The sequence below is a fragment of the Celeribacter halophilus genome, from assembly GCF_900114135.1.
Taxonomy (GTDB): Bacteria; Pseudomonadota; Alphaproteobacteria; order Rhodobacterales; family Rhodobacteraceae; genus Celeribacter; species Celeribacter halophilus.
Window position 1 is genome coordinate 47,332 of sequence record NZ_FORY01000016.1, and the last position, 22,979, is coordinate 70,310.

Consider the following 22,979-nt stretch of genomic DNA (forward strand, 5'->3'; position numbering starts at 1 on the left):
GAGTTCGCCCGCCCGCAAAGTCAGGCGACGCCGGTCTCCACCAGCCGCTTGGCAAGCGCATCATAGGGAGCGGCCAAAGGGCTGTCGGTCGCGGCGACAGGCACGCCATTGTCACCTGCCAGACGCGCTTCCAACGCCAAGGGAAGCTCTGCAAGCAAAGGCACACCGATCTTTGTCGCCTCATCCGCCACTCCACCATGGCCAAAAATATGCTCTTCATGACCGCAGTTCGGACAGACATAGGTGGACATGTTCTCGATCAGGCCCAGCACCGGAACCTTGAGTTTCTCGAACATGGAAATCCCGCGCCGCGCGTCAATCAGCGCCACGTCCTGCGGCGTGGAGACCACGAGTGCGCCGGTGAGTTCGGTCTTCTGCCCGAGCGTCAACTGCACATCCCCCGTGCCCGGCGGCATATCGATTAGGAGCACATCCAGTTCACCCCAAGCCACCTGCCCCAGCATTTGCTGCATCGCGCCCATGAGCATTGGCCCACGCCAGACCACAGCTTCGCCATCGGGAATCATGAAGCCGATCGACATCAGCGTCACACCATGTGCATGAAGCGGCTCGATGGTTTTACCATCAGGCGATGCGGGACGTTTGTTGACGCCCATCATGCGCGGTTGCGAGGGCCCGTAGATATCGGCATCAAGCAGCCCGACCTTGCGCCCCTGACGCGCCAGCGCCACAGCGAGGTTCGCAGAGACGGTCGATTTCCCGACACCGCCCTTCCCGGAAGCGATTGCAAGGATATGTTTGACGCCCGGAACGCCCTGCTTGCCCTGTTGAGGGGTGGGGTGACGCCCGATCTTCAGGCTGGGTGGTTCACCAGAAGACGTCTGCGCGGCGGGTTTCGGTGCGGAAGGCCCGTGGGCGGTCATCACAATGGAAACCTTCTCCACACCTTCCAGCGCCTCAAGTGCTGCCTTGGCCTCAGATTCGATATGGGCCCAGCTTTGCGCCGTGGCGGCATCGGGAGCCTCGATGACAAAACTGATTGTGCCGTCTTGAACCGTCAAAGCACGCACCAGATCGGCATCGACCAAATTGGCTCCTCCCGGAAGTGCCACTTTTTTAAGCGTCGCCATGATTAGGTCTTGCGTTACAGGCATTTTGGCCCCCTTCCGATTTCTTTGGCTTTCCCTTCGAAATAGGGGGTTTATTGACCTTTTTCCACTCCTCATTGCCTTCACAGACACAACAGCTCCGAGCGGCGCAACGAGTCATGCAAAATAGGTCAGCACGACTTATGCATGTTCTGCATAGCGGCAATGACGACTAGGTGGATTGTGCAATTGCAGCAAATCCACAATATTGAGATCAACAACGCAGCCAAGGCTTGCACCTTCGACCGCAGCAAAGCGGTTTGCTTCGAAAGACAAGAGTTTGATCGAAGACCGGCAGAAGCCCGAAGGGAACAAGACGCGGCGCACACACGGGCACAGGTCCGAACGCATATTAAGGTTTAGAAAGTCACATGGCTTACACAAACGACATCCGCAACGCCGCAACGGCATCTTTTGCGCCTTTTGGCGGCCTGTTCAAGGCTCTGGCCGAACGCGTTGCACGTTACCGCGTATATCGCGAGACGTTGCTGGAACTGTCCGGTTTGGACGATCGTGACCTGTCCGATCTGGGTCTGTCCCGGGCGTCCATCAAAGCCGTGGCCTACGAGGCCGCTTACGGCAACTAAGAATACTCATCATGGCCTCCTCCTCCTCCCTGAGGCCCTGATACCTGCGGCGGCACCTCTCCTCCTCCCTGGTGCTGCCGCAACAGATACCGGAATTCGAGGCCCCCTCCTCCTCCCTGGGCCTTGAAGACCAGAGCGACGATGCTTCCTCCTCCCTGCATCGTCGCACCTATACGGGGCTCCGGCCCCAGACATGCGGTCTCTCTCTCCTCCTCCCTGAGGGATCGTTACTGAAGGCGGCGGTGTCTTCCTCCTCCCTGACACCGCCGCATTTCTTTACTTATACGGACCCCTTCCTCCTCCCTCGTGGTCCGATGCAAGAGCACCCGCGCCTCTCCTCCTCCCTGGCGCGGGTGTTTTTTTATGCGCAAACCAAAGACGCGGCGGGCCTAAGCCACACCGCGCCGGAAGTCTCATCGTTTTTTAGAGAATCGATTTCGCGCAGAACTCTATAGTCCTCGCCGAAAGCCTCGCTCGAACAACCTGCACAGATTTATCAGGTAGCACAGCGCAACGCCTTTATGCCGCGCACCTTCACAGCTTCAAATGAATCGCAAAAGGCTTTAAAACGGCACATCGCCCGCCTGATCCGCAGGGAGCACGAATCCGGCCTTGAGCTTTTTCGTACCGGAGTGATCGAATTCAACTGTCAGGTTTTCACCCTCAATCGCCATCACCTCGCCATAGCCGAATTTCTTGTGGAACACACGCTCGCCCTCGGTAAAGGCCACCGTCGCCTTGGCCTCAATCGTCACCGGTGATCGCGGTGTGCCTGCGCGGCTCGTGCGCTGCTGCATCCGCTTCCAGCCCGGTGAATTGTAAACATCGGCCTTGGCGGCGCGCTCCTGAAAGCGGCTGGGGCTGCTGTCCTGCCCATAATCATCCAGAGAACGCCCCGCGCCCATATTGCCTTGCGCCCCATACAATCCGTTGGGTGTCATGACATCGACGTGATCGGCAGGCAGTTCGTCGATGAAACGCGAGGCCATCTGTGCCTGCCACTGGCCATACACACGGCGATTCGCAGCAAAGGAAATGGTGCAAAGCTCTTCGGCGCGCGTGATTCCGACATAGGCCAGACGGCGCTCCTCCTCCAAACCCTTGGTGCCGCTTTCATCCATCGAGCGTTGCGATGGAAACAGCCCTTCTTCCCAACCGGGCAGGAAGACCACCGGAAACTCCAGCCCCTTGGCCCCGTGCAGGGTCATGATCGTGACCTTCTCGCCGTCATTGCCGCTGTCATTGTCCATGATCAACGCGACGTGTTCCAGAAAGCCCGCGAGATTCTCGAATTGCTCCAAGGCTTTGACAAGTTCCTTGAGGTTTTCCAGCCGTCCGGGGGCCTCCGGAGATTTGTCATTCTGCCACATTTTCGTGTAGCCGCTTTCGTCGAGAATCTTCTCGGCCAGTTCGATATGGCTGATCTCGGCAGGCTCATAGGCCACGTCTTCCACCAGCGCATCCTCGTCTTCGACGCCATAGCGGATTTGCTGCACATTGAGCGATGTCCAGCGATCCAGATCGGCCAGCAACTGCGCGACACCGGATTTCGCCTTGCCCTTGAGCAGCCCGTCCGCCACCGCAATCCGCGCCCCTTCCACAAGGTTCACACCATTCGAACGCGCCGCGATCTGGATCTCTTGCAGGGCCTTATCCCCCACGCCACGTTTCGGCGTGTTGATAATCCGCTCGAACGCCAGATCATCGTCAGGCTGACATATGACGCGGAAATAGGCCATCGCATCGCGAATCTCCATCCGCTCATAGAATCGCGGACCACCGATCACGCGATATGGCAGGCCGATAGACAGGAACCGGTCCTCGAAAGCCCGCATCTGATGCGAAGCGCGCACGAGAATGGCGATCTCGTCGAGACCAACACTTTGAGGGATTTTATAGTTGCCTACACCGGCGGGACTAAGCGCCTGCTCTCGTTGCAAATTGATCTGATGAATATCACCCGCCACATGCTCTGAGACACGCCCCCCCTTGGTCAGTCGCTCAAATTCTTGATCTGGGGTTTTGGAGCGTGGGTTTTTTCTCCTTTTTGCAAAACCGGACACTCCGCTATGCATTGCCTCAATTTCTTCACCAACCCAGCGCGCCTCTTCCTCGCCATCCCAATGGCCTATGAGGCGCACCTTTTCGCCATCTGTCTCATCAGTCCAAAGATCTTTTCCTAACCGATCTTTGTTGCAAGAAATTATCGCACTAGCTGCTTTAAGGATATGCTCCGTGGACCGGTAATTCCGCTCCAGCCGGACAACCTTCGCGCCAGGAAAATCCTTTTCAAACCGCAGGATATTGCCCACTTCGGCCCCGCGCCAGCCATAGATCGACTGGTCGTCATCGCCCACGCAGCAGATGTTTTTATGCCCGCCCGCCAAGAGCCTGAGCCAGAGATATTGCGCGACGTTGGTATCCTGATACTCGTCCACAAGGATGTAGCGGAACCAGCGCTGATATTGCTCCAAGAGGTCGGGATGTTTCTGGAAAATCGTGACCACATGCAGCAACAGGTCGCCGAAATCCACGGCGTTCAGCGTTTGCAAACGGGCCTGATAGGCGGCGTAGAGCCTGACCCCGCGACCGTTGAATTCCTCGCCCTCGCCCCCTGAGATACGCCCCGGCGTGAGAGCACGGTTTTTCCAACTGTCGATCACACCGGCAAGCTGACGCGCGGGCCAGCGTTTCTCGTCGATGCCTTCGGCATTGATCAACTGTTTGAGCAGCCTGATCTGGTCGTCCGTATCAAGAATGGTGAAATTCGATTTCAGATCAACGAGTTCCGCGTGACGGCGCAGGAGTTTGACACAGACGGAGTGGAAGGTGCCAAGCCACGGCATACCTTCGATATCCTGCCCCATCAGCGCCGCGACCCGCTCTTTCATCTCGCGGGCGGCCTTGTTGGTAAAGGTCACGGCGAGAATTTCGCGTGGCTGAGCGCGCCCCGTATTCAACAGATGCGCAATACGCGCCGTGAGGGCTTTGGTCTTGCCCGTGCCTGCGCCGGCGAGCATCAGAACCGGCCCGTCCAAAGTCTCTACCGCCTCGCGTTGGGCGGGATTCAAACTGTCGAGATAGCTGGTATCCGGTGCGCCGAACGTGGCCGCTCGCGCGCCCTGCATCGCCAGTTGCGAGAGGGAGGGCCTGTGCTGGCCAGAGGTCGGGGCTGCGGCGGCCTCGAAGGCCTCGTCTTCATCGTAACTGCTCATGAGGAGCAGGATATAGAAGAGCCACGCCAAGGAAAAGCACGTTCTGCAATTGTTCTCAAAATGAACGCCGCACCGACCGGTTCAGGACGCCTCGTCAGAAGGTGAAACAGCTTTGACCAAGCCACCCACATAGCGCGCAAAGAGGCGGGAAAAATCAGAGATATCCTCGCCATTCCAGCCTTCGAAGACCTGCGCCATAATGCGCCATTTCGACAGGGTAAATTCCCGCAAAAAGTCCTTGGATTTCGGTGTCATGACCAGAACGGATTTGCGGGCATCTTCCTGCACCGCCTGCCGCGCCACATAGCCGCGCGACACCAGTTCGGAGACAATGCGCGATGCGCGGGAAGGATCGACCGACATGACCTCTGCCACCATGCCGATGGTGGGCAACTCGGCTTTGTCACGCCCCAGACCGGCAGAAATTTGCGCGATAGACAGAAGCCCCTGCAAGATCGCGGGTTCCAGAGGCTCGGACATGCCCTGCATCACTTTGCCCTTAAACTCGCCCTTTTCTGCCATGCGCCGCCAACGAAACAAGGCCAGATCGAGATCCAAAAGCGCCATCACAGCAGGGTCGGAAAACCCCTGATCCGTCAGGAAATCCGGCACGCCCGCATGAATACGCGGATCACCCGCACTGGTGTCGGCGTCACTTCGGGAAGGGCTCGGCTGTGTGTCATCTTCGATCATGCAAGGGGAGTTGCACGAAAATATGCCCATGTCAATTACATGTCAGTCACACTTATGTGCTATTGACATATATTTAAAATTGACGCTATCTGCTAAAAACCCGCGGGCCCTGCCCTGACGGGGCAAAGGAGTCTTCATGCCCGCACCAAAGAACAGCCCCAAGTCGACAGATCATCCTGCAGAAGAAACCTCCGTCGCGCTGGTGATCAGTTCGGTTGCGGTTCTGTTGCTGCTGGCCTCTCTCGATCAGACCATCGTCTCCACGGCCCTGCCGACCATCGTGGCGGATCTCGGCGGGCTTGAGCATCTGTCATGGGTGGTCACCGCTTACATCCTCGCCTCCACCATCGTCGCGCCGCTCTACGGCAAATTCGGCGATCTTTTCGGGCGGCGGAACGTGGTGATCTTTTCGGTCACGCTGTTTCTGACCGGCTCCGTGCTCTGCGGCATGTCCGGCTCTATGGGCTTTCTCATCGCCGCACGTGCGCTTCAGGGCTTGGGCGGCGGCGGGCTGTTTGTCTTGGCGCTTTCCATCATCGGGGATGTGATCCCGCCCAAGGAGCGCGGCAAAATCCAAGGCGTCTTCGCTGGCGTTTTTGGAGTATCCTCCGTCGCCGGACCACTTCTGGGCGGCTGGTTTGTGGACACGCTATCCTGGCACTGGATTTTCTACATCAACCTGCCAGTAGGTGCGCTGGCGCTTGCGGGTTTTATCTTCGGATTCAAACCCTTGGGCAAACGGGTTCAGCACAAAATCGACTACGCAGGGGCCGCAGCGCTCACCCTGTCCCTGTCTTCCATCGTTCTTCTGACCGCTCTGGGCGGCAAGGAATTTGTCCTCACCGGCCCGATCGGGTTGGGGCTGATGGCCGTATTCCTGACCGCCACGCTTGGCTTTATCGCCATTGAACGCAAGGCCAGCGAGCCGATCCTTCCGATGGCCCTGTTCAGGATGAATGTCTTCACCATCTGCTCCATGATCTCCTTCATCTCGGGGGCGTTGATGTTCGGTGCACTGACCTTCATTCCGGTCTTTTTACAAATGGCCAAAGGCGCCAGCGCCACCCAATCGGGGCTACAACTCATCCCCATGACCTTCGGCATCCTGTGCACCTCCACAATCTCGGGCCAGTATATGGGCCGCACCGGGCGCTATCGCATCCTGCCGAAAATCGGCTTGAGCCTTGCCACGCTTGCCCTGCTCTCTCTGACACGTCTGTCACCGGAGATGCCCTCATGGCAGCTTTGGCTGTCGCTGGCAGGTCTTGGCGCAGGTATGGGCTGCATCTTCCCTGTCGTCACAACGGCAGTGCAAAACAGCGTAGACCGCCACCAGATCGGAACGGCCACGGCGGCGGGGCTGATGTTTCGTCAGGTAGGCGGGTCGATTGCCGTTGCACTGTTTGGCGCACTATTCGCAACCCGCATGACCAGCCTCATGGGCGGCGCACCGGTGGAGGGCTTGGCAAATGCCGCAGAACTGGGGCCGCAAATCCTCGCCACCTTGCCTTCTGAGGCCCAAACCCTCGTCGCGCAGACTGTCTCCGAGGCGCTGCATCCTGTCTATTGGATCGCGGCGGGGCTGGCATTTTCGGGGCTGATTATGGCACTGTTCCTGCGCGAGTTTCCCCTGAGCGCGCGCAGCGCTCCCACACGGGATGAAGTCGCTTGATTCTCTGGCATTGCGGTTTTGCAAAGCCGCAAGCCTCGACAGGGTTGATTTGCTAACACATAGGATTTGCACTGCAAATCCTGCAAATTTCCCTATGTTTTCAGAGGTGCGGCAAAAAATCCTCTTCCCCCGCCGCGTCCCCCGCCTGTGCTCGTGCAGCACGTCAGAGGAATTGGGGATTTACTGCACCGCAGAAATCACTACGCTGATTAAAAAATAGCAAGAGGGGAAGCTTGCCATGGCCGAATTTCAGAAAGTTCTGATCGCCAACCGAGGAGAAATCGCCATCCGCGTGATGCGTGCCGCCAATGAATTGGGGAAACGCACCGTCGCAATCTATGCCGAAGAAGACAAACTGTCCTTGCACCGGTTCAAGGCGGACGAAGCCTACAAGATCGGCGAAGGAATGGGGCCTGTCGCGGCCTATCTCTCTATCGAGGAAATTATCCGCGTCGCCAAACTCTCCGGCGCAGATGCAATCCACCCCGGCTATGGACTGCTCTCCGAAAATCCCGATTTCGTCGATGCCTGCGTTGAGGCGGGCATCACCTTTATCGGACCGAAAGCCAAAACCATGCGCGAGTTGGGCGACAAAGCCTCCGCACGCAAGGTCGCGATCGAGGCGGGCGTGCCCGTCATTCCCGCAACCGAAGTTCTGGGCGATGATTTCGACCAGATTCGCGCAGAGGCCGAAAAGATCGGCTTCCCGCTGATGCTCAAGGCCTCTTGGGGCGGTGGCGGACGCGGGATGCGGCCGATTGAAAATGTCGAAGAGCTTGAAGAAAAGGTCAAGGAAGGCCGCCGCGAAGCCGAGGCCGCTTTTGGCAATGGCGAGGGCTACCTTGAGAAAATGATCATCAAGGCGCGCCACGTCGAGGTGCAGATCCTCGGTGACAGCCACGGCAATATCTACCACCTCTACGAGCGCGACTGTTCTGTGCAGCGTCGCAACCAAAAGGTGGTCGAACGCGCCCCTGCTCCCTTCCTCTCCCCCGCCCAGCGCGAAGAACTGTGCGCCTTGGGCAAGCGTATCTGTGAGCATGTGCATTACGAATGCGCCGGCACGGTCGAATTCCTGATGGATATGGAGACCGGCAGGTTCTACTTCATCGAAGTGAACCCCCGCGTGCAGGTCGAACACACCGTGACCGAGGAAGTCACCGGCATCGACATCGTGCGAGCGCAAATCCTGATCGCCGAGGGCAAGAGCCTCACCGAAGCGACAGGCGTTGCCAGCCAGTATGACGTGAAACTCGACGGCCACGCGCTTCAGACTCGTGTAACGACCGAAGACCCGACCAACAATTTCATCCCCGATTATGGCCGGATCACCACCTACCGCTCGGCCACGGGCATGGGCATCCGTCTTGATGGCGGGACGGCTTATTCCGGCGCGGTGATCACGCGCTACTATGACAGTCTGCTGACCAAAGTGACCGCATGGGCGCGCACACCGGAGGCGGCTATTGCGCGGATGGATCGAGCCTTGCGCGAATTCCGGATTCGCGGCGTGTCTACCAATATTGCCTTCGTCGAGAACCTGTTGAAACATCCGGTGTTCCTGTCGAATGAATATACCACGAAATTCATCGACACGACGCCGGAACTGTTTGACTTCAAACCGCGACGCGACCGCGCGACCAAGCTGCTGACCTATCTCGCGGACATCACCGTGAACGGCCATCCCGAGACCCTCGGACGGGCCAAGCCAGCCGCCGATGCGCGCACGCCCGTCGCCCCCAGAACCTCGGCCCAAACCCCGCCTGCCGGCACACGTCAGCTTCTGGAGGAAAAAGGGGCGCAGGCCGTTGCCGACTGGATGCGGTCGCAAAAGCAGCTTTTGATCACCGACACCACAATGCGCGACGGGCACCAGTCGCTTCTGGCGACGCGAATGCGCTCCATCGATATGGTGAACGCGGCCCCCGCCTATGCGGCCAATCTGTCTGGGCTGTTCTCCGTGGAATGCTGGGGTGGCGCGACCTTTGATGTAGCCTACCGTTTCTTGCAGGAATGTCCCTGGCAGCGCCTGCGCGACATTCGCGAACGTATGCCCAACATCATGACCCAGATGCTTTTGCGCGCCTCCAACGGCGTGGGCTACACCAACTACCCCGACAATGTGGTGCAGGAATTCGTGCGGCAGGCCGCAGAGACCGGCGTCGATGTCTTCCGCGTGTTCGACAGTCTCAACTGGGTCGAGAACATGCGTGTGGCTATGGATGCAGTCATCGATTCCGGCAAGGTCTGTGAAGGCACGATCTGTTACACCGGCGATCTTCTGGACCCGACACGCCCGAAATACACGCTCGACTACTATGTCAAAATGGCCAAAGAGCTTGAAGCCGCTGGCGCACATGTTCTGGGCCTCAAGGACATGGCCGGTCTGTTGAAGCCAACACAGGCGGGGATGCTCGTTAAGGCGTTGAAAGAAGAGGTCGGCCTGCCGATCCACTTCCACACCCATGACACATCAGGCGCTGCCATTGCGACGGTTCTGGCCGCCGCAGAGGCGGGCGTTGATGCGGTGGATGCGGCGATGGATGCGCTCTCCGGCAACACCTCCCAGCCGACCTTGGGCTCGATCGTCGAAGCCCTGCGTTTCCACGAGCGCAACACCGGTCTCGACATCGGTGCGATCCGCGAAATGTCGAACTACTGGGAAGCTGTGCGCGGGCAATATGCGGCCTTCGAGGCAAGCCTTCAGGCGCCTGCCTCCGAGGTCTATCTCCACGAAATGCCCGGCGGTCAGTTCACCAACCTCAAGGCACAGGCCCGCTCACTGGGTCTGGAAGAGCGCTGGCACGAGGTCGCACAGGCTTATGCCGATGTAAACATGATGTTCGGTGACATTGTGAAGGTGACGCCAAGCTCCAAGGTCGTGGGCGACATGGCCCTGATGATGGTATCCCAAGGGCTCACCCGCGACGAGGTCGAAGACCCGAAACATGACGTGGCCTTCCCCGACAGTGTCGTCGATATGATGCGCGGCAATCTCGGGCAGCCTCCCGGCGGCTTCCCCGAGAAAATCGTCAAGAAGGTGCTGGGCAAGGAAAAACCCAATCTCGAACGTCCGGGGCTACACCTGCCGCCCGCCGATTTCGCCGCTCTGCGTGCCGAACTGGCCGAGAAATTCCCCGACGAAGACTTCGACGACGAGGATTTCAACGGCTACCTGATGTATCCGAAAGTCTTCTCCGATTACGTCACCCGCCACGAACAATACGGGCCGGTGCGCACGCTGCCAACGAAGAACTTCTTCTACGGCATGGAAGAAGGCGAGGAAATCTCCGCCTCCATCGACTCTGGTGTGACGCTGGAAATCCGGTGTCAGGCAGTGTCCGATCCCAATGAACTGGGCGAGGTTAAAGTGTTCTTCGAATTGAACGGCCAGCCACGCACCGTGCGCGTGAAAGACCGCTCTGCAGCCTCCTCTGTGGTGGCCAATGCCAAGGCCGAGTTGGGCAACCCGAAACATGTCGGCGCACCGATGCCGGGCGTTGTCGCCACGGTTGCGGTGGTTGCCGGACAGGCGGTGAAGAAAGGCGACGTGCTTTTGACCATCGAGGCGATGAAGATGGAAACCTCCATCACCGCCGACCACGATGGCACGGTGAAAGCCGCCCATGTTGCCCCCGGCTCACAGATCGACGCGAAGGATTTGCTGATCGAGTTCGAATAACGCCTCCCGCGCTGCATCGAGGCATACAGAACAGGAAAGCCCCGCCGGTCAGCGGGGCTTTTTTACAGGCAAAATCAAATCTGTAACTATGCGTTTGCGGCCTTCTTGCGCGTCAGAACCAAAGAGGTCAGCCCGCCGAACAGCAGCGCCCAGACCGGCGCTCCTATGCTCATAAAGCTGATCCCCGACACCGTTGTCATAAAGGTCACAAGAGCCGCTTCGCGTTGGTCCACCTCTTTGAGCGCAGCACTCAGGCTGCCCGCAACCGTGTTCAAAAGCGCCAGCCCCGCCACCGTGACCACAAGCGCCTTCGGTGCAATCAGAAAGAGGCTGATCACTGCCGCGCCCATAAGCCCCACGATGCAATAGATCACCCCTGTAACCATCGCCGCCTTCCAACGCGTTGCGGGGTTATCATCCGCTTCCGGCCCCGCACAGATCGCCGCCGTAATCGCAGCAAGGTTAAAGGCATAGCCGCCAAACGGCGCGAGGAGCAGGGTCGCAAGCCCCGTCACCGTGATCGCGGAGGACACTGGCGGCTGATAACCCGCCGCTTTCAGCGTCACGACACCGGGCATGTTCTGCGAAGACATGGTGACGATATAGAGCGGCAGGGCGATGCCGATCAGGGCGGAAAGCGAAAAGACGGGCATGGTAAACACCGGTTGCGCGAGCGACAGATCAAAACTCTCCCCCGTCGCAAACGCCCCCATCAGCGCGCAAAACACAATGCCCGCCAGCAGAACGGAGGGAATGGCAAACCGTGCAAAGAAACGCCGCCCCAGAAGATAGGTCACACACATCACCGCCACCAACGGCAGGCTGTCTTCCATCGAGGCGAAAATTCCGAGACCGAAGCGGAACAGGATGCCCGCCAGCATCGCACTGCCGATGGCGTCGGGGATGAAACGGGAGATCTTCTCGAACCATCCGGACAGCCCCGTCAGTGTCAGCAAAAGACCACAAAAAACAAAGGCTCCAATGGCTTCGCCCATGGGCACGCCTTGCAGACTGATCACCAAAAGCGCCGCCCCCGGCGTGGACCATGCGGTGAGAATCGGCATCTTGTAGCGCAGGGTCAGAACGAGTGTCGAAAGCCCCATGCCCAGCCCCAGCACCAGCATCCAGCTGTTGGCCTCGGCCTGTGTCGCACCCAACGTGTCGATGGCCTGAAACACAATCGCGGCGCTGCTGGTATAGGCCAGAAGCACGGCGATGGCGCCGGAGACGATGTGGGAAAGTTTCAGTCCTGACATGATCTCTCCATGTGTCTGCACCCTGTCTGCTTTGTGCCGGACAAGTGTCGGCGCGGGGAGGGCTTGGCGTGCGGCCATCCGTGCGCTATAACGCCCGCGACCGCTATAGCGCGCGGACGCTATAACGCACAAGCGCAATTTGCGATCAGGGTGAGCGATGGAATCGGAAACTCCGAAAATCAATCTCAAGACCATTCGCGCCGAAGCCGGACTGAGCCTCGCACAGGCGGCAGAGCGCACAGGGGTGAGCAAGGCCATGCTGGGCCAGATCGAACGCGGGGAATCCTCGCCGACGCTCATCACCCTGTGGAAACTGGCCAAGGGGTTTCACCTGCCGCTCACCGCGTTTCTCGATAGCACAGCATCCAGGCCCCCTGCTCCGGTGAGCTTTCCCGAAAGCATCGGGTTTCGCACGCTGTTCCCCTATGATCCCGCGCTCGGCTCCGAGAGTTTTCTGATCACGCTCAACCCCGGCCAGACCCATGTCTCCCACCCCCATGACGCAGGCGTGGTGGAAGATATTTTCGTCACCGAAGGCACGCTGGAACTCCAGACCGACGGACCGTGGACCCGCATCCCTGCGGGCGAGGCGATCCGGTTCAAGGCGGACCAACCACACAGCTACCGCAATCTGGCCGACGCACCGACGCGGTTCCATAACACGATGTACTATCCGCGCAGCTTGGGCTGAACCGCCCACACGCGGCGCACACCACATCACGCAGGCAAAAACCTCTGCGCCGAACGCGCCGAAAACCCGCGCCATCAGATAGTGATTTCCGAATGTGTTTCCACTACACATCTCCTCAGGTCTGTCCGCACACAAGGGCCTCCACCTCTCAACAACAAGATGGATACCATGACACTCACATTGACAGCCCTCTATGCCGGTCTCGCCGGTCTGCTTTATCTTTTCCTCTCGCTTCACGTCATCAAGCAACGTTTCAACGCCAAACAAAGCCTCGGAGACGGCGGCGACGAGACTCTCAACCGTCGCATCCGCGCGCATGGCAATTTCAACGAATATGCGCCGATCACGCTGATCCTGATTGCAGCACTCGAATCACAAGGGGCCGCAGCCCTGACCGTCCACCTCGCAGGCGTGACACTTTTGGTCTCCCGCGCGCTTCATGCCTATGGAATGCAAGGGGATGGCAAGGAATGGGGCCGCAAATACGGCATTATCTCTACATTCGTGCTGCTTTTGCTCCTGTCTCTGGCCAATATCGGACTGGCGCTGAGCTAGGGAAAGAGAGGTGCTCGCTCCCTTCTCGGACGAAAGTGTGAAAAAAATGCGCCAAATCCAATTTTCCTCTTGCAGGTCGCGGCGGTATTTCCTATTTCACGCCTCACCCAAGGAAGCGGGCGTAGCTCAGGGGTAGAGCATAACCTTGCCAAGGTTAGGGTCGGGCGTTCGAATCGCCTCGCCCGCTCCAATTTCCTCCCAGCCGCAAGGCAAAGAGGATCGGGTATATACCTCACGATCGGCACCCACCGATCACGTAACCGAGCCGACGGACAGGCTGGACGCGAGCGGGCGTAGCTCAGGGGTAGAGCATAACCTTGCCAAGGTTAGGGTCGGGCGTTCGAATCGCCTCGCCCGCTCCAATTTCCTTCCGGATATCGAAATATGTCGACATTTCCGGCCAAGGCTTGCGGATCAAGTCTGGCGGATTGGCGGTTGCCCCCCCCCTTCGCTTGCCTGCCCAACAGAGCGAGACCGCGCCAGATCAGCCTCACAGCTCGGCACCGCCAGCCTCACAAACAGACGATAGACAGTCTGCCCATTGGCAAATCCCCCTACCCGCGCGTATAAGCAGCGTGACGAAAAAAGGGATAGCCCCATGCGCAAGGCAAGCATCACCCGCAACACGGCGGAAACCCAGATCACGGTCGACATCAACCTCGACGGGACCGGCAGCTATGACAACCAGACGGGCGTGGGATTTTTCGACCACATGCTCGACCAGTTGTCGCGCCACTCCCTGATCGACATGACCATCCGCGCCAAGGGCGACACCCATATTGACGACCACCACACGGTCGAAGACACCGGCATTGCGCTCGGTCAGGCTCTGGCCCAAGCGGTTGGCGACAAAAAGGGCATCTACCGCTACGGGCACTTTGCGCTTGCGATGGATGACACTCAGATCTCCACCGCACTCGATCTGTCGGCGCGCCCCTTCCTCGTGTGGAACGTGGAGTTCCCGACCGCCAAGATCGGCACATTCGACACCGAACTGGTGCGCGAGTTTTTTCAGGCACTTTCCACCCACGGCGGCATCACGCTGCATGTGGACAAGGTGCATGGTATCAACTCCCACCACATCGCCGAGGCGGCGTTCAAATCCGTGGCGCGTGCGCTGCGGATGGCGCTTGAGATCGACCCGCGCATGGCCGACAGCCTGCCGTCCACGAAGGGGGCGCTCTGAGCCCCTCTCATGATCCAGAAGAGATAAGACATGCTCACAGCACTCGTCGATTACAACAGCGGCAATCTGCACTCCGCCCACAAAGCCTTTGAACGCATGGCGCGCGAGACCGGTGCCGGCACCATCGTGGTCACCTCCGAACCGGATGTGGTGGCAAAAGCGGACCGGATCGTCCTGCCCGGCGACGGGGCATTTCCCGCCTGCAAGAAACAGCTTTTCGATTACACTGGCCTGTTCGAGGCGATTTCCGAAGCGGTCATCACCAACGGACGCCCTTTCATGGGCATCTGTATCGGGATGCAGATGATGGCCACCCGTGGCCTCGAATATGAAGACACCGCCGGTTTCGACTGGATCGGTGGCGAGGTGGTGAAGATCACCCCGTCCGATCCGGCGCTGAAAGTGCCGCATATGGGCTGGAATAACTTGCACATATCGAACCCCCATCCGGTTCTGGACGGGGTTTCTGAGGGCGATCATGCCTATTTCGTACATTCCTACCATTTCAAGGCCACCGATCCGGCGCATCGCATTGCGCATGTGGATTATGGCGAGGAAGTCACCGCCATCGTCGCCCGCGACACCATGATCGGCTGCCAGTTCCATCCGGAGAAAAGCCAGCGGGCGGGTCTCAGGATCGTGTCGAATTTCCTGGGCTGGAAGCCGTAGGATTTCGAGTATTTTTACCATCAGAAAGCAAAAGGGGCCCGTTTGAGGCCCCTTCTTCATATCAGCTTCACATCAACGGTGCGTCTACTGCACCCGTGACCACGTCTGCCCTTTACAGATCGGCCCGACGCAGCCTTTGACCTTCAGGGTATTGCCCGACAGTGTCATTTTAGAATTGAAAATCTTGCCCGTTGAGGGCTGCCAGATCTTGCCGTTTTTATAAGAGCCACCACCGGCGGCGGACATGTCCCAGACAATCGGCTTGCCGATATTCTCAGAAGCAATCGGGCCGCTGGCGTCGAAAGCCTTGGCGATAACACCACAGATATGTTCACCGCACGGGGCGATTTTCACATGGGCGTAGTGCCCGTCATCCACTTGTGTCTTCCAGACACCCTCCACCGGATCAGCGGCCAGAGCGGGGCCGGCCAGTCCGAGAGCCGCCACAGCGGCCAAAGCGAAATGTTTCATACTATATCCTCCCTGATACGCCTCTACCCTGAGCGGGATCGGCGTATTGAGGCAAGATTAACGCAGCGGCACATCGCGCTCAAAGCGGGTTTTGCATTTCCGGCGCAATCATGCCAAAGGAGGCGCGACAGTTTTACGACAGGAGCCCCGCGCCATGATCCTCTATCCCGCCATCGATTTGAAAGACGGCAATGCCGTGCGCCTCTACAAAGGCGAGATGGAACAGGCGACCGTGTTCAACGAAAACCCCGCCGCGCAGGCGCTGGAGTTTGTCGAAGCGGGCTGTGAGTGGCTGCACCTTGTTGATCTGAACGGCGCTTTCGCGGGCGAGCCGGTCAACGCCGCCCCTGTCGAAGAGATTCTCAAACAATGCAAAGTCCCCGCCCAGTTGGGCGGCGGCATCCGTGACATGGCGACCATCGAGATGTGGCTTTCCAAAGGGCTGGAACGCGTGATCCTTGGCACTGTCGCGGTGGAAAACCCCGATCTGGTGCGCGAAGCCGCCCGCGCCTTCCCCGGTCATGTGGCTGTGGGCATTGACGCGCGCAAAGGCATGGTTGCCACCAAGGGCTGGGCCGAAGAGACCAATGTGACCGCCACCGATCTTGCGAAAAGTTTCGAGGATGCGGGTGTGTCGGCCATCATCTACACTGACATCAACCGCGACGGCGCGATGCAGGGGCCGAATATCGAGGAAACCGCCGCGCTGGCGCGGGCCGTGTCGATCCCCGTGATCGCCTCCGGCGGCGTGTCGTCTCTCGACGATTTGCGCAATCTCAAAGCCTGCGGTGCGCCGCTCAACGGGGCCATTTCGGGCCGTGCGCTCTATGACGGGGCGATTGATCTCAAAGAGGCACTAGCCGTTTTGAAGGCATGAAAAAGGCATTCTACACGGCGTTCTCGCTGGGCATCCTGATCTGCCTCTCGCCCTTGGCCGCCGTCCTCTGGGCAAGCTGGTTTGCCGCAAGACACGGGTGCCGTCTGGATGAAGCCGGAAGCTACCCCTGTGTGGTGAACGGTCATGACTGGGGCGACACACTCAGTTCGGCGTTCATCTCGGGCTGGTTTCTGATCGTCACCTTTCCACTGGCAGGATTGTTCGCGGCCATCATGCTGGGGATGTTTCTTTATGGCCGCTGGCGCAAGCGACACCCCTGACGGCACAGCACCGAGGGGCACCGCGGGAGCGCTTGACATTGCATCCGCACCCCGCGCGCAGTAAAGACTTGGGCGACTGACGAAAAGGCGTGCCCTATGCTCAAAACCCGTATCATCCCCTGTCTCGACGTGGCCGATGGCCGTGTGGTCAAAGGCGTGAATTTCGTGGATCTGATCGACGCCGGTGATCCGGTCGAAAGCGCGCGGGCCTATGATGCGGCGGGGGCGGACGAGCTTTGCTTTCTCGACATCCACGCCACCCACGAGAACCGTGGCACCATGTATGATCTGGCGACCCGCACGGCAGAACAATGTTTCATGCCGCTCACCATCGGCGGCGGGGTGCGGACCACAGAGGATGTGCGCAACCTGCTCCTCGCAGGGGCCGACAAGGTGTCCTTCAATTCAGCCGCTGTGGCCGATCCCGATGTGATCGCGCGCGCCGCCGACCGGTTTGGCAGCCAGTGCATCGTCTGCGCAATTGATGCCAAGACAATTGCATGGGACGAGGACGGCACCCCGACCAAATGGGCAATCTACACCCACGGCGGGCGCAAACCCGCGCTCGACAAGGACGGACATCCGATGGATGCGGTGGAATTTGCCAAACTTATCGAGAGCAAAGGCGCAGGCGAAATTCTCCTGACCTCTATGGACCGCGACGGCACCCGCGCAGGGTTCAACATCGCCATGACCCGCACCATCGCGGATGCCGTGAAAATTCCGGTCATCGCGTCCGGCGGGGTCGGCACGCTTGACCATCTCGTCGAAGGCGTCACCGAAGGCCATGCCAGCGCCGTTCTCGCCGCCTCTATTTTCCATTTCGGGGATTACACCATTCAGGAAGCCAAGGACTATATGGCCTCCAAGGGCATCCCCATGCGTCTGACCTAAGGAACGCGCCATGTCTGTGTTAAACGAGCTTGAAACCGTCATCGCATCGCGCAAGGGCGCGGATCCGGAAACCTCTTGGACGGCAAAGCTTCTGTCCAAAGGGCCGGAAAAATGCGCTGAGAAATTCGGGGAAGAGGCCGTGGAGGCAATCATCGCCGCCGTGAAGAACGACCGCGACAACCTCACCTATGAGGCCGCCGATGTGCTCTACCACATGCTCGTCATGCTGGCCGCCCGCGACGTCGCGCTTGACGATGTGCTCAACGAACTGGCGCGGCGTCAGGGCCTGTCCGGCATCGCAGAGAAAGCCTCGCGTAGCTGAGTGCGCGGCCTCCGGCGGCTTTCTGATGGCTTAAATACTCAAAATCCTCTCAAAGCCCCAGACGCGGGATCTCAATCGCCGGACAACGGTCCATGACCACTTCGGCCCCTTGCGCCCGCGCCAGAGCGGCGGCTTTTTCATTGACGAGATCAAGCTGCATCCAGACGTATTTCAACCCTGTCAGCGCGTGCAGCGCCTCGTCTACCACGGCGCCCACCTCTTCTGCACGGCGGAAGATATCGACCATATCGACAGGTTCGGTGATTTCTGACAAAGAGGCCACGCAGGTCTCGCCAAACAGCGTCTTCCCCGCCTGCCCCGGATTGACCGGAATCACCTTATACCCCTTGGACGCAAGGAAATTGCCCACCCTGTGCGAGGGGCGTTCCGGTTTGGCAGAAGCGCCTACGAGGGCAATCACTTTCGTGTCCTTGAGGATACGGGTGATGTCGGCATCGGTGAGGGTGTCTATATACATCATGATTCGAATGTAATGCATTTTGCCCAAGAAAAAAGCCCTGTCACTGTTTCTCCTGTGACGTCGCGCAGCAACCGCCAAATCTTGCTGTGGGATAGAAAAAAGCCCGGGCACGCGGCCCGGGCAAAGTTATGGAACGAGGGACAGTGAGAGCAACGCGCGTGTTCCAGACTGCGCGTCTCTTCCTAAGAGATAGGGGCTTTCCGCCCATATGGAAGGGCGCGTCAGGAAAACGTGAACAGAATGTGAACCTGCACTCTGTGCCTCACCGTTTCGACGCGGCATAGAGTGCGATGGCGGCGGCGTTGGAGACATTGAGCGATCCGAAATCCCGCGCGAAGGGGATTTTGACCAGCTTATCGACCGTTTCCTTGGTCTTTTGCCGCAGCCCCGGCCCTTCGGCCCCCATCACCAAGGCGACAGGCCGGTCCGACAGATCCGCAAGGGCGGCGTCAATCGTCTCCTCCGCCTCGCCATCCAGACCGAGACAGGTGAAGCCCAGTTCCTGTAGCTTGGTGATCGTATCTGCCAGATTGCGCACCCGCAGATAGGGCTGGCGTTCCAGCGCACCGGAGGCGGTCTTGGCCAGCGCCCCCGTCTCGGGGGCGGCGTGCCGCGCGGTGGCGATCACCGCTTCGGCCCCGAACACCTCGGCGGAGCGCAGAATCGCCCCGACGTTATGCGGGTCGGTCACCTGATCGAGCAGCACAACGGTGGGCATCCCCTCGCCTGCGGCCAGACAGACCTCCTCGACAGAGCCCCAACTCAGCGCTTTGACTTCCAGCAGCGCGCCCTGATGGACAGAACCGGGATCAACCGGCACACCGTGGTTGCGCGGGTCGTGGAATTTGCGCGGATCGATCTCTTCGACGGTGATTCCGGCGGCGTCAATTTCTTCGGCAAGCTTGGCCTGCGCGTTTTTTGTCACCAGAAGGCGAATTTTCTGCCGTTCCGGGTTCACCAGCGCGTCACGCACCGCATGCAACCCGAAGAGCCACACGGTCTCTTGCGCGGCTTTGCGCTTGGATTGCTCTTTTTCGACGACCCATTTGGGTTTTTTCATGGCTTTACTGTCCCGGATTGAAAGGCTGACCCTTCTTGGCGCAGGCAATCTCCAAGGACAAGTCATTTTCCTGTTGACGCCCTCCCCTCCCAAATGTATCCACCCCGCACACAAACGGAAACGACTTCGGACTTACGAGGTCGGACCGTGAAAGTGGGCGACGGGCTGCAAGGTGCGGCAGCGGACTGTAACTCCGCCGAGGAGACTCATGCCTGGTTCGATTCCAGGGTCGCCCACCACTTTCACAAAAAGAATAATGTTTTCAAAGACACGGTGTCCCGCAGACTTGAAATATCGCGCTATAACTATCAATGGGTTATCGCCAAGGTGTCCCGCACTTTGGATCTGCACAGAATCAAATTTGTGACCTGCTCACCCACAACTCCGACCACTCAATTCATGCTTGCCTTCTGCGCGGAAAACCAGCTATCGGTCCATTGGGAAAACTTAGAGGCAAACGCTTTTTAAAGTCACATAACATTTTTAATTCGGGGACTGTGATTCCACCCAAAAAATCAGCTTCAAATTCTTGATAAGGAATTTTTCTCTGACTGCTTTCAATAGAAGTAAACACCTCCAACTTCCGCTTGGCGCGCCTCAAATCACGCTCAAGCTGTTTTAACTTTCCAACTCTCTTCGCAGCTGCTTGCGATGCACCCTGCTTCGTAGCTGCTACATTTTTACTATCAGAATTTAAACTCCCGGAGCGATATACAGCACCTGGGAACGGGATCGAGCGAAACGGCAACTTTTCACGAAGTGCTCGCTGGACCACAGATATATGGCTACCAAGCTCTGTAATAAGTCTCTCATTATCACAAGTTATACCCATCCCTTGCCCGCACAAATAGTCTACCGAGGTTAGCAAAGAGGTACCACAGAGACTATGAAAGTCATTACTTGGAAGAATGACGTTCTTTTCCACATCCCAAATATAGCCAAATTTGATATGGTATCCCGACTGAATTTCATTAGAAGAAACAAAATCTGCTAGATGCGAACTTATGAAATCATCATCGTCCACCACCATTAGCACATCAGAACGCTTCATTCCACGAAACGCAGCAAAAACACGCCGCCCCTTATCCAAGCGAACTGCATGGTGATGTTCTGCACGTGTTTTGGCTGAAAAAAGTAGCGGTTCGGGGCCGAAATCAACAGAAATAAATTCAAAATTTTCAGGTAGATCAGGAAGTGATTGAGATCGATGACCAACCACCCATGCTTTCCAACCAGATCCTCTTTGACCAGAAATAGAAGCAAATGTTTGCTTCAAGTATCTCATTTGGGAAACTTGATCTCGAACGAGAGACGGATCCCTAATGGGCACCACAAAATTCAACACCTCAAAATGCTCCCTTGGAGTTAAATGGACAACTCTTCAACAAACGATCTTGTACGCAAACTAGATCTGGAATTTCGCCGCCAATAGCGAATTCCAACAAATCATCGATGCCATAATCCTTATTCAAGTTCACAGGGCTTGGAATTGCATCAGAGCCGACACCCAAGAAGTAGTCCTTGAACTTGAATTCATCTCCAATCAAACGTCCACTGAATTTCGCCCACGCCACTGGAATGTTATAGGCATGTGAAATAATCACTCCGTGCAACGAGGTCGAAACGATTGCCTTACAAGCGGAAATTTCGGATATCACCGTTTCCAATGGCTGTCTCACATCGACAATTTTGGCTCCCTCGCAGCCAGAAAACTTTTCGAATAGATCATCAAACTCTGTATGATGCGGAACGATCCCAAGTGCCACTTTGCGTTCGTGTTTTGAAGGCTTATAAAAAAGTGGCATCAACACACCAGGGTCGCCGTAGACCTCAGGGCAATCGTATCCTTGACTGAGGCAAATTTCTCGAGACATTGGGCCTCTAACAGCAAAGATTTTTTTAGGCCTCTCAAATTGTGCGCATTCAGTTAAGGCACCGCTGCCCCACACAATTGCTTTATCCGGCGCCTCGATATGACTTAAAATACTTCCACAACTAAAAATTTGGTAGGACCAAGGCCCTTTTGCCTTTCTCAAGCGCGCTCTTTTACCTGTCATTTTATTGAAAAGGTATGGTCCAATCCAATCTCCAAAATTCATTCCTTTCTCAGGCCTAAAAAACCAATGCATGTTGGTCGCATTGGTGAGGCCAAATTTTGAAATTAATCGATACAAGACGCCAGGATAGGCGTCTGCGTATGGCTCAGGGTTTAGTTTAGTATTCATCTACGCCTCCTCCAAAAAGTGGAAAAATTCATCCGTTTTTCCGCGCAAACAGCCTTCCAGATGCGCAATTACGAGAGCAGCACATTTCATGTTATAAACCGCTCTATCGTCCAATTGTCGTGCTATACGAATTTGGAAGGCGCCTTCCCCACAAGCCGCTGAAAGCTCCAACACTTTCAGAAATTGCAGATGTGGCTTTTCTAATTTTCTTTCGTGCATAGCGACGATTGAAAGGTAATATAATACCGCTCAAAATTAGCGAAGATATCCCCTTATAAAACGCAAGCGGCGCAAAGCGAGCAACACGCAAATACGTTTCCCTTGGGCCCAGCATTTCCAGATCTTGTAAAGACGCAACCCGATAGGCATCAAAACGTCGTTTGAACAACACCGACAATTTATCTTTTTGATCGATAACATGCTCGGTAATAATAGCCTCCGGCGTCAACACAATTTTTGCGCCAACCGCTTTCGCTTGTAGAAAAAACCAACGATCTTCACCTCCGCTTAAATTGAAACGCTCATCGAACCGAAGGCTGTATCCATCAGGTCGAACAAGTTCTGAGGCCAATAAAACCCCACCAGAGTAAGCTTGCGGCAGATCATGCTGCCATTGTCTTTGAGCGACCTTAATCAAGGTTCCGCCCACCTTACGAAACTCAATGGAAGACTGTATCACCATAGCCCCAGTTACTTTCTGGGCGTGTAGCATTGCTATGAGCCAGTCTGGTGGCACCGTCTGGTCATCATCCATAAAAACGATCTGGTCAGCGTGCCACTCGAGCGCTTGAGACAGCGCCGCATTGCGGGCAAAGCACAAGCCACGCTGCTTTTCAGTATGACACTCAATCGGTATATTGGAATTAGCGTTGGCCGCCCTCACGATCTCCCGCGTTTGCTCACTGTCTTCATTGTCAATCACGATGACAACGCTTCGCATATCATCCGGCCGTTGAAGTCGTCCGACACTTTTCAAACATGCCGCCAGCATTTCTGGGCGCTTATAGGTGCAGATGCAAACTGCAACCCCTGACAGAAGACCTTCTCCCATCG

Annotated in this window: 21 protein-coding genes and 3 tRNA genes; 14 read left to right on the top strand and 10 right to left on the bottom strand. The window is 57.4% G+C overall.

The features are described from left to right. Positions 1-20: 20 nt before the first annotated feature. Positions 21-1,115, bottom strand: coding sequence for an Mrp/NBP35 family ATP-binding protein (locus BM152_RS14730; RefSeq protein ID WP_066600845.1), 1,095 nt, complete (start codon positions 1,113-1,115; stop codon positions 21-23). Between the two features lie 365 nt (positions 1,116-1,480). Between BM152_RS14730 and BM152_RS14740 the strand changes: the two genes are divergently transcribed. Next, positions 1,481-1,696 carry a DUF1127 domain-containing protein gene (locus BM152_RS14740; protein ID WP_066600846.1) on the top strand — a complete coding sequence of 72 codons (216 nt, stop codon included), beginning with the start codon at positions 1,481-1,483 and terminating at the stop codon, positions 1,694-1,696. Positions 1,697-2,259: 563 nt separating this feature from the next. On the opposite strand, the gene BM152_RS14745 is transcribed toward BM152_RS14740, so the two are convergent. Next, a complete protein-coding gene (locus BM152_RS14745; RefSeq protein ID WP_066600927.1) occupies positions 2,260-4,911 on the bottom strand; it encodes an ATP-dependent helicase in 2,652 nt (883 codons plus the stop codon). 81 nt (positions 4,912-4,992) lie between these two features. Beyond that, entirely contained in the window at positions 4,993-5,604 is a 612-nt protein-coding gene (locus BM152_RS14750; RefSeq protein ID WP_066600848.1) for a MarR family winged helix-turn-helix transcriptional regulator, read from the bottom strand. A gap of 136 nt (positions 5,605-5,740) precedes the next feature. Here BM152_RS14750 and BM152_RS14755 point away from each other — a divergent pair, with 136 nt between their 5' ends. After that, positions 5,741-7,276: an MDR family MFS transporter gene (locus BM152_RS14755; protein ID WP_066600851.1), complete on the top strand. Its 1,536-nt coding sequence runs from the start codon at positions 5,741-5,743 to the stop codon at positions 7,274-7,276. A gap of 238 nt (positions 7,277-7,514) precedes the next feature. Beyond that, positions 7,515-10,958, top strand: coding sequence for a pyruvate carboxylase (locus BM152_RS14760; RefSeq protein ID WP_066600853.1), 3,444 nt, complete (start codon positions 7,515-7,517; stop codon positions 10,956-10,958). Positions 10,959-11,044: 86 nt separating this feature from the next. On the opposite strand, the gene BM152_RS14765 is transcribed toward BM152_RS14760, so the two are convergent. Beyond that, positions 11,045-12,217: a benzoate/H(+) symporter BenE family transporter gene (locus tag BM152_RS14765; RefSeq protein WP_066600930.1), complete on the bottom strand. Its 1,173-nt coding sequence runs from the start codon at positions 12,215-12,217 to the stop codon at positions 11,045-11,047. A gap of 154 nt (positions 12,218-12,371) precedes the next feature. On the opposite strand from BM152_RS14765, the gene BM152_RS14770 reads away from it, so the two are divergent. The 6 genes from BM152_RS14770 to hisH all read left to right on the top strand — a co-directional run bounded on the left by BM152_RS14770 (position 12,372) and on the right by hisH (position 15,315). Beyond that, positions 12,372-12,905, top strand: coding sequence for a helix-turn-helix domain-containing protein (locus BM152_RS14770; protein WP_066600855.1), 534 nt, complete (start codon positions 12,372-12,374; stop codon positions 12,903-12,905). A gap of 168 nt (positions 12,906-13,073) precedes the next feature. Then, positions 13,074-13,460: an MAPEG family protein gene (locus BM152_RS14775; protein WP_066600861.1), complete on the top strand. Its 387-nt coding sequence runs from the start codon at positions 13,074-13,076 to the stop codon at positions 13,458-13,460. A gap of 115 nt (positions 13,461-13,575) precedes the next feature. Continuing rightward, a tRNA-Gly gene (locus BM152_RS14780) sits at positions 13,576-13,650 on the top strand. A 97-nt stretch (positions 13,651-13,747) separates the two neighbouring features. Next, positions 13,748-13,822, top strand: a tRNA-Gly gene (locus BM152_RS14785). Between the two features lie 236 nt (positions 13,823-14,058). Continuing rightward, entirely contained in the window at positions 14,059-14,646 is a 588-nt protein-coding gene (gene hisB, locus BM152_RS14790; protein ID WP_066600863.1) for an imidazoleglycerol-phosphate dehydratase HisB, read from the top strand. A gap of 30 nt (positions 14,647-14,676) precedes the next feature. Continuing rightward, on the top strand, positions 14,677-15,315 hold the full coding sequence (gene hisH, locus BM152_RS14795; RefSeq protein WP_066600865.1) for an imidazole glycerol phosphate synthase subunit HisH: 639 nt from the start codon (positions 14,677-14,679) through the stop codon (positions 15,313-15,315). 84 nt (positions 15,316-15,399) lie between these two features. Here hisH and BM152_RS14800 read toward each other — a convergent pair whose 3' ends face one another. Continuing rightward, a complete protein-coding gene (locus tag BM152_RS14800; RefSeq protein ID WP_066600867.1) occupies positions 15,400-15,786 on the bottom strand; it encodes a DUF2147 domain-containing protein in 387 nt (128 codons plus the stop codon). 154 nt (positions 15,787-15,940) lie between these two features. Between BM152_RS14800 and hisA the strand changes: the two genes are divergently transcribed. From hisA to BM152_RS14820, 4 genes are all read left to right on the top strand, one after another. Continuing rightward, the gene (gene hisA, locus BM152_RS14805; protein ID WP_066600869.1) at positions 15,941-16,663 is read left to right on the top strand and encodes a 1-(5-phosphoribosyl)-5-[(5-phosphoribosylamino)methylideneamino]imidazole-4-carboxamide isomerase; all 723 of its coding nucleotides are present in this window, start codon (positions 15,941-15,943) and stop codon (positions 16,661-16,663) included. Further along, on the top strand, positions 16,660-16,944 hold the full coding sequence (locus BM152_RS14810; RefSeq protein WP_066600871.1) for a hypothetical protein: 285 nt from the start codon (positions 16,660-16,662) through the stop codon (positions 16,942-16,944). Before hisA ends, BM152_RS14810 begins: the two co-directional genes overlap by 4 nt. Before the next feature lie 96 nt (positions 16,945-17,040). Further along, positions 17,041-17,838, top strand: a complete 798-nt coding sequence (hisF, locus tag BM152_RS14815; RefSeq protein WP_066600873.1) for an imidazole glycerol phosphate synthase subunit HisF — start codon at positions 17,041-17,043, stop codon at positions 17,836-17,838. Positions 17,839-17,848: 10 nt separating this feature from the next. Continuing rightward, positions 17,849-18,160: a phosphoribosyl-ATP diphosphatase gene (locus tag BM152_RS14820; protein ID WP_066600874.1), complete on the top strand. Its 312-nt coding sequence runs from the start codon at positions 17,849-17,851 to the stop codon at positions 18,158-18,160. Positions 18,161-18,209: 49 nt separating this feature from the next. Here the strand turns inward: BM152_RS14820 and BM152_RS14825 are convergent, their stop codons facing one another. Next, a complete protein-coding gene (locus BM152_RS14825; protein ID WP_231730483.1) occupies positions 18,210-18,641 on the bottom strand; it encodes a CoA-binding protein in 432 nt (143 codons plus the stop codon). 262 nt (positions 18,642-18,903) lie between these two features. Beyond that, entirely contained in the window at positions 18,904-19,701 is a 798-nt protein-coding gene (rlmB, locus tag BM152_RS14830; RefSeq protein ID WP_066600875.1) for a 23S rRNA (guanosine(2251)-2'-O)-methyltransferase RlmB, read from the bottom strand. Between the two features lie 155 nt (positions 19,702-19,856). Between rlmB and BM152_RS19310 the strand changes: the two genes are divergently transcribed. Next, positions 19,857-19,940: transfer RNA gene (locus tag BM152_RS19310), tRNA-Tyr, on the top strand. A 158-nt stretch (positions 19,941-20,098) separates the two neighbouring features. Here the strand turns inward: BM152_RS19310 and BM152_RS19025 are convergent. The 3 genes from BM152_RS19025 to BM152_RS14850 form a co-directional block, all read right to left on the bottom strand. Then, positions 20,099-20,977 (bottom strand): hypothetical protein, encoded by an 879-nt coding sequence (locus tag BM152_RS19025; RefSeq protein WP_139222515.1) that lies wholly within the window; start codon positions 20,975-20,977, stop codon positions 20,099-20,101. 70 nt (positions 20,978-21,047) lie between these two features. Then, positions 21,048-21,926: a polysaccharide pyruvyl transferase family protein gene (locus tag BM152_RS14845; protein ID WP_066600881.1), complete on the bottom strand. Its 879-nt coding sequence runs from the start codon at positions 21,924-21,926 to the stop codon at positions 21,048-21,050. Positions 21,927-22,029: 103 nt separating this feature from the next. Next, positions 22,030-22,977, bottom strand: coding sequence for a glycosyltransferase family 2 protein (locus tag BM152_RS14850; protein ID WP_066600883.1), 948 nt, complete (start codon positions 22,975-22,977; stop codon positions 22,030-22,032). Between the last annotated feature and the right edge of the window lie 2 nt (positions 22,978-22,979).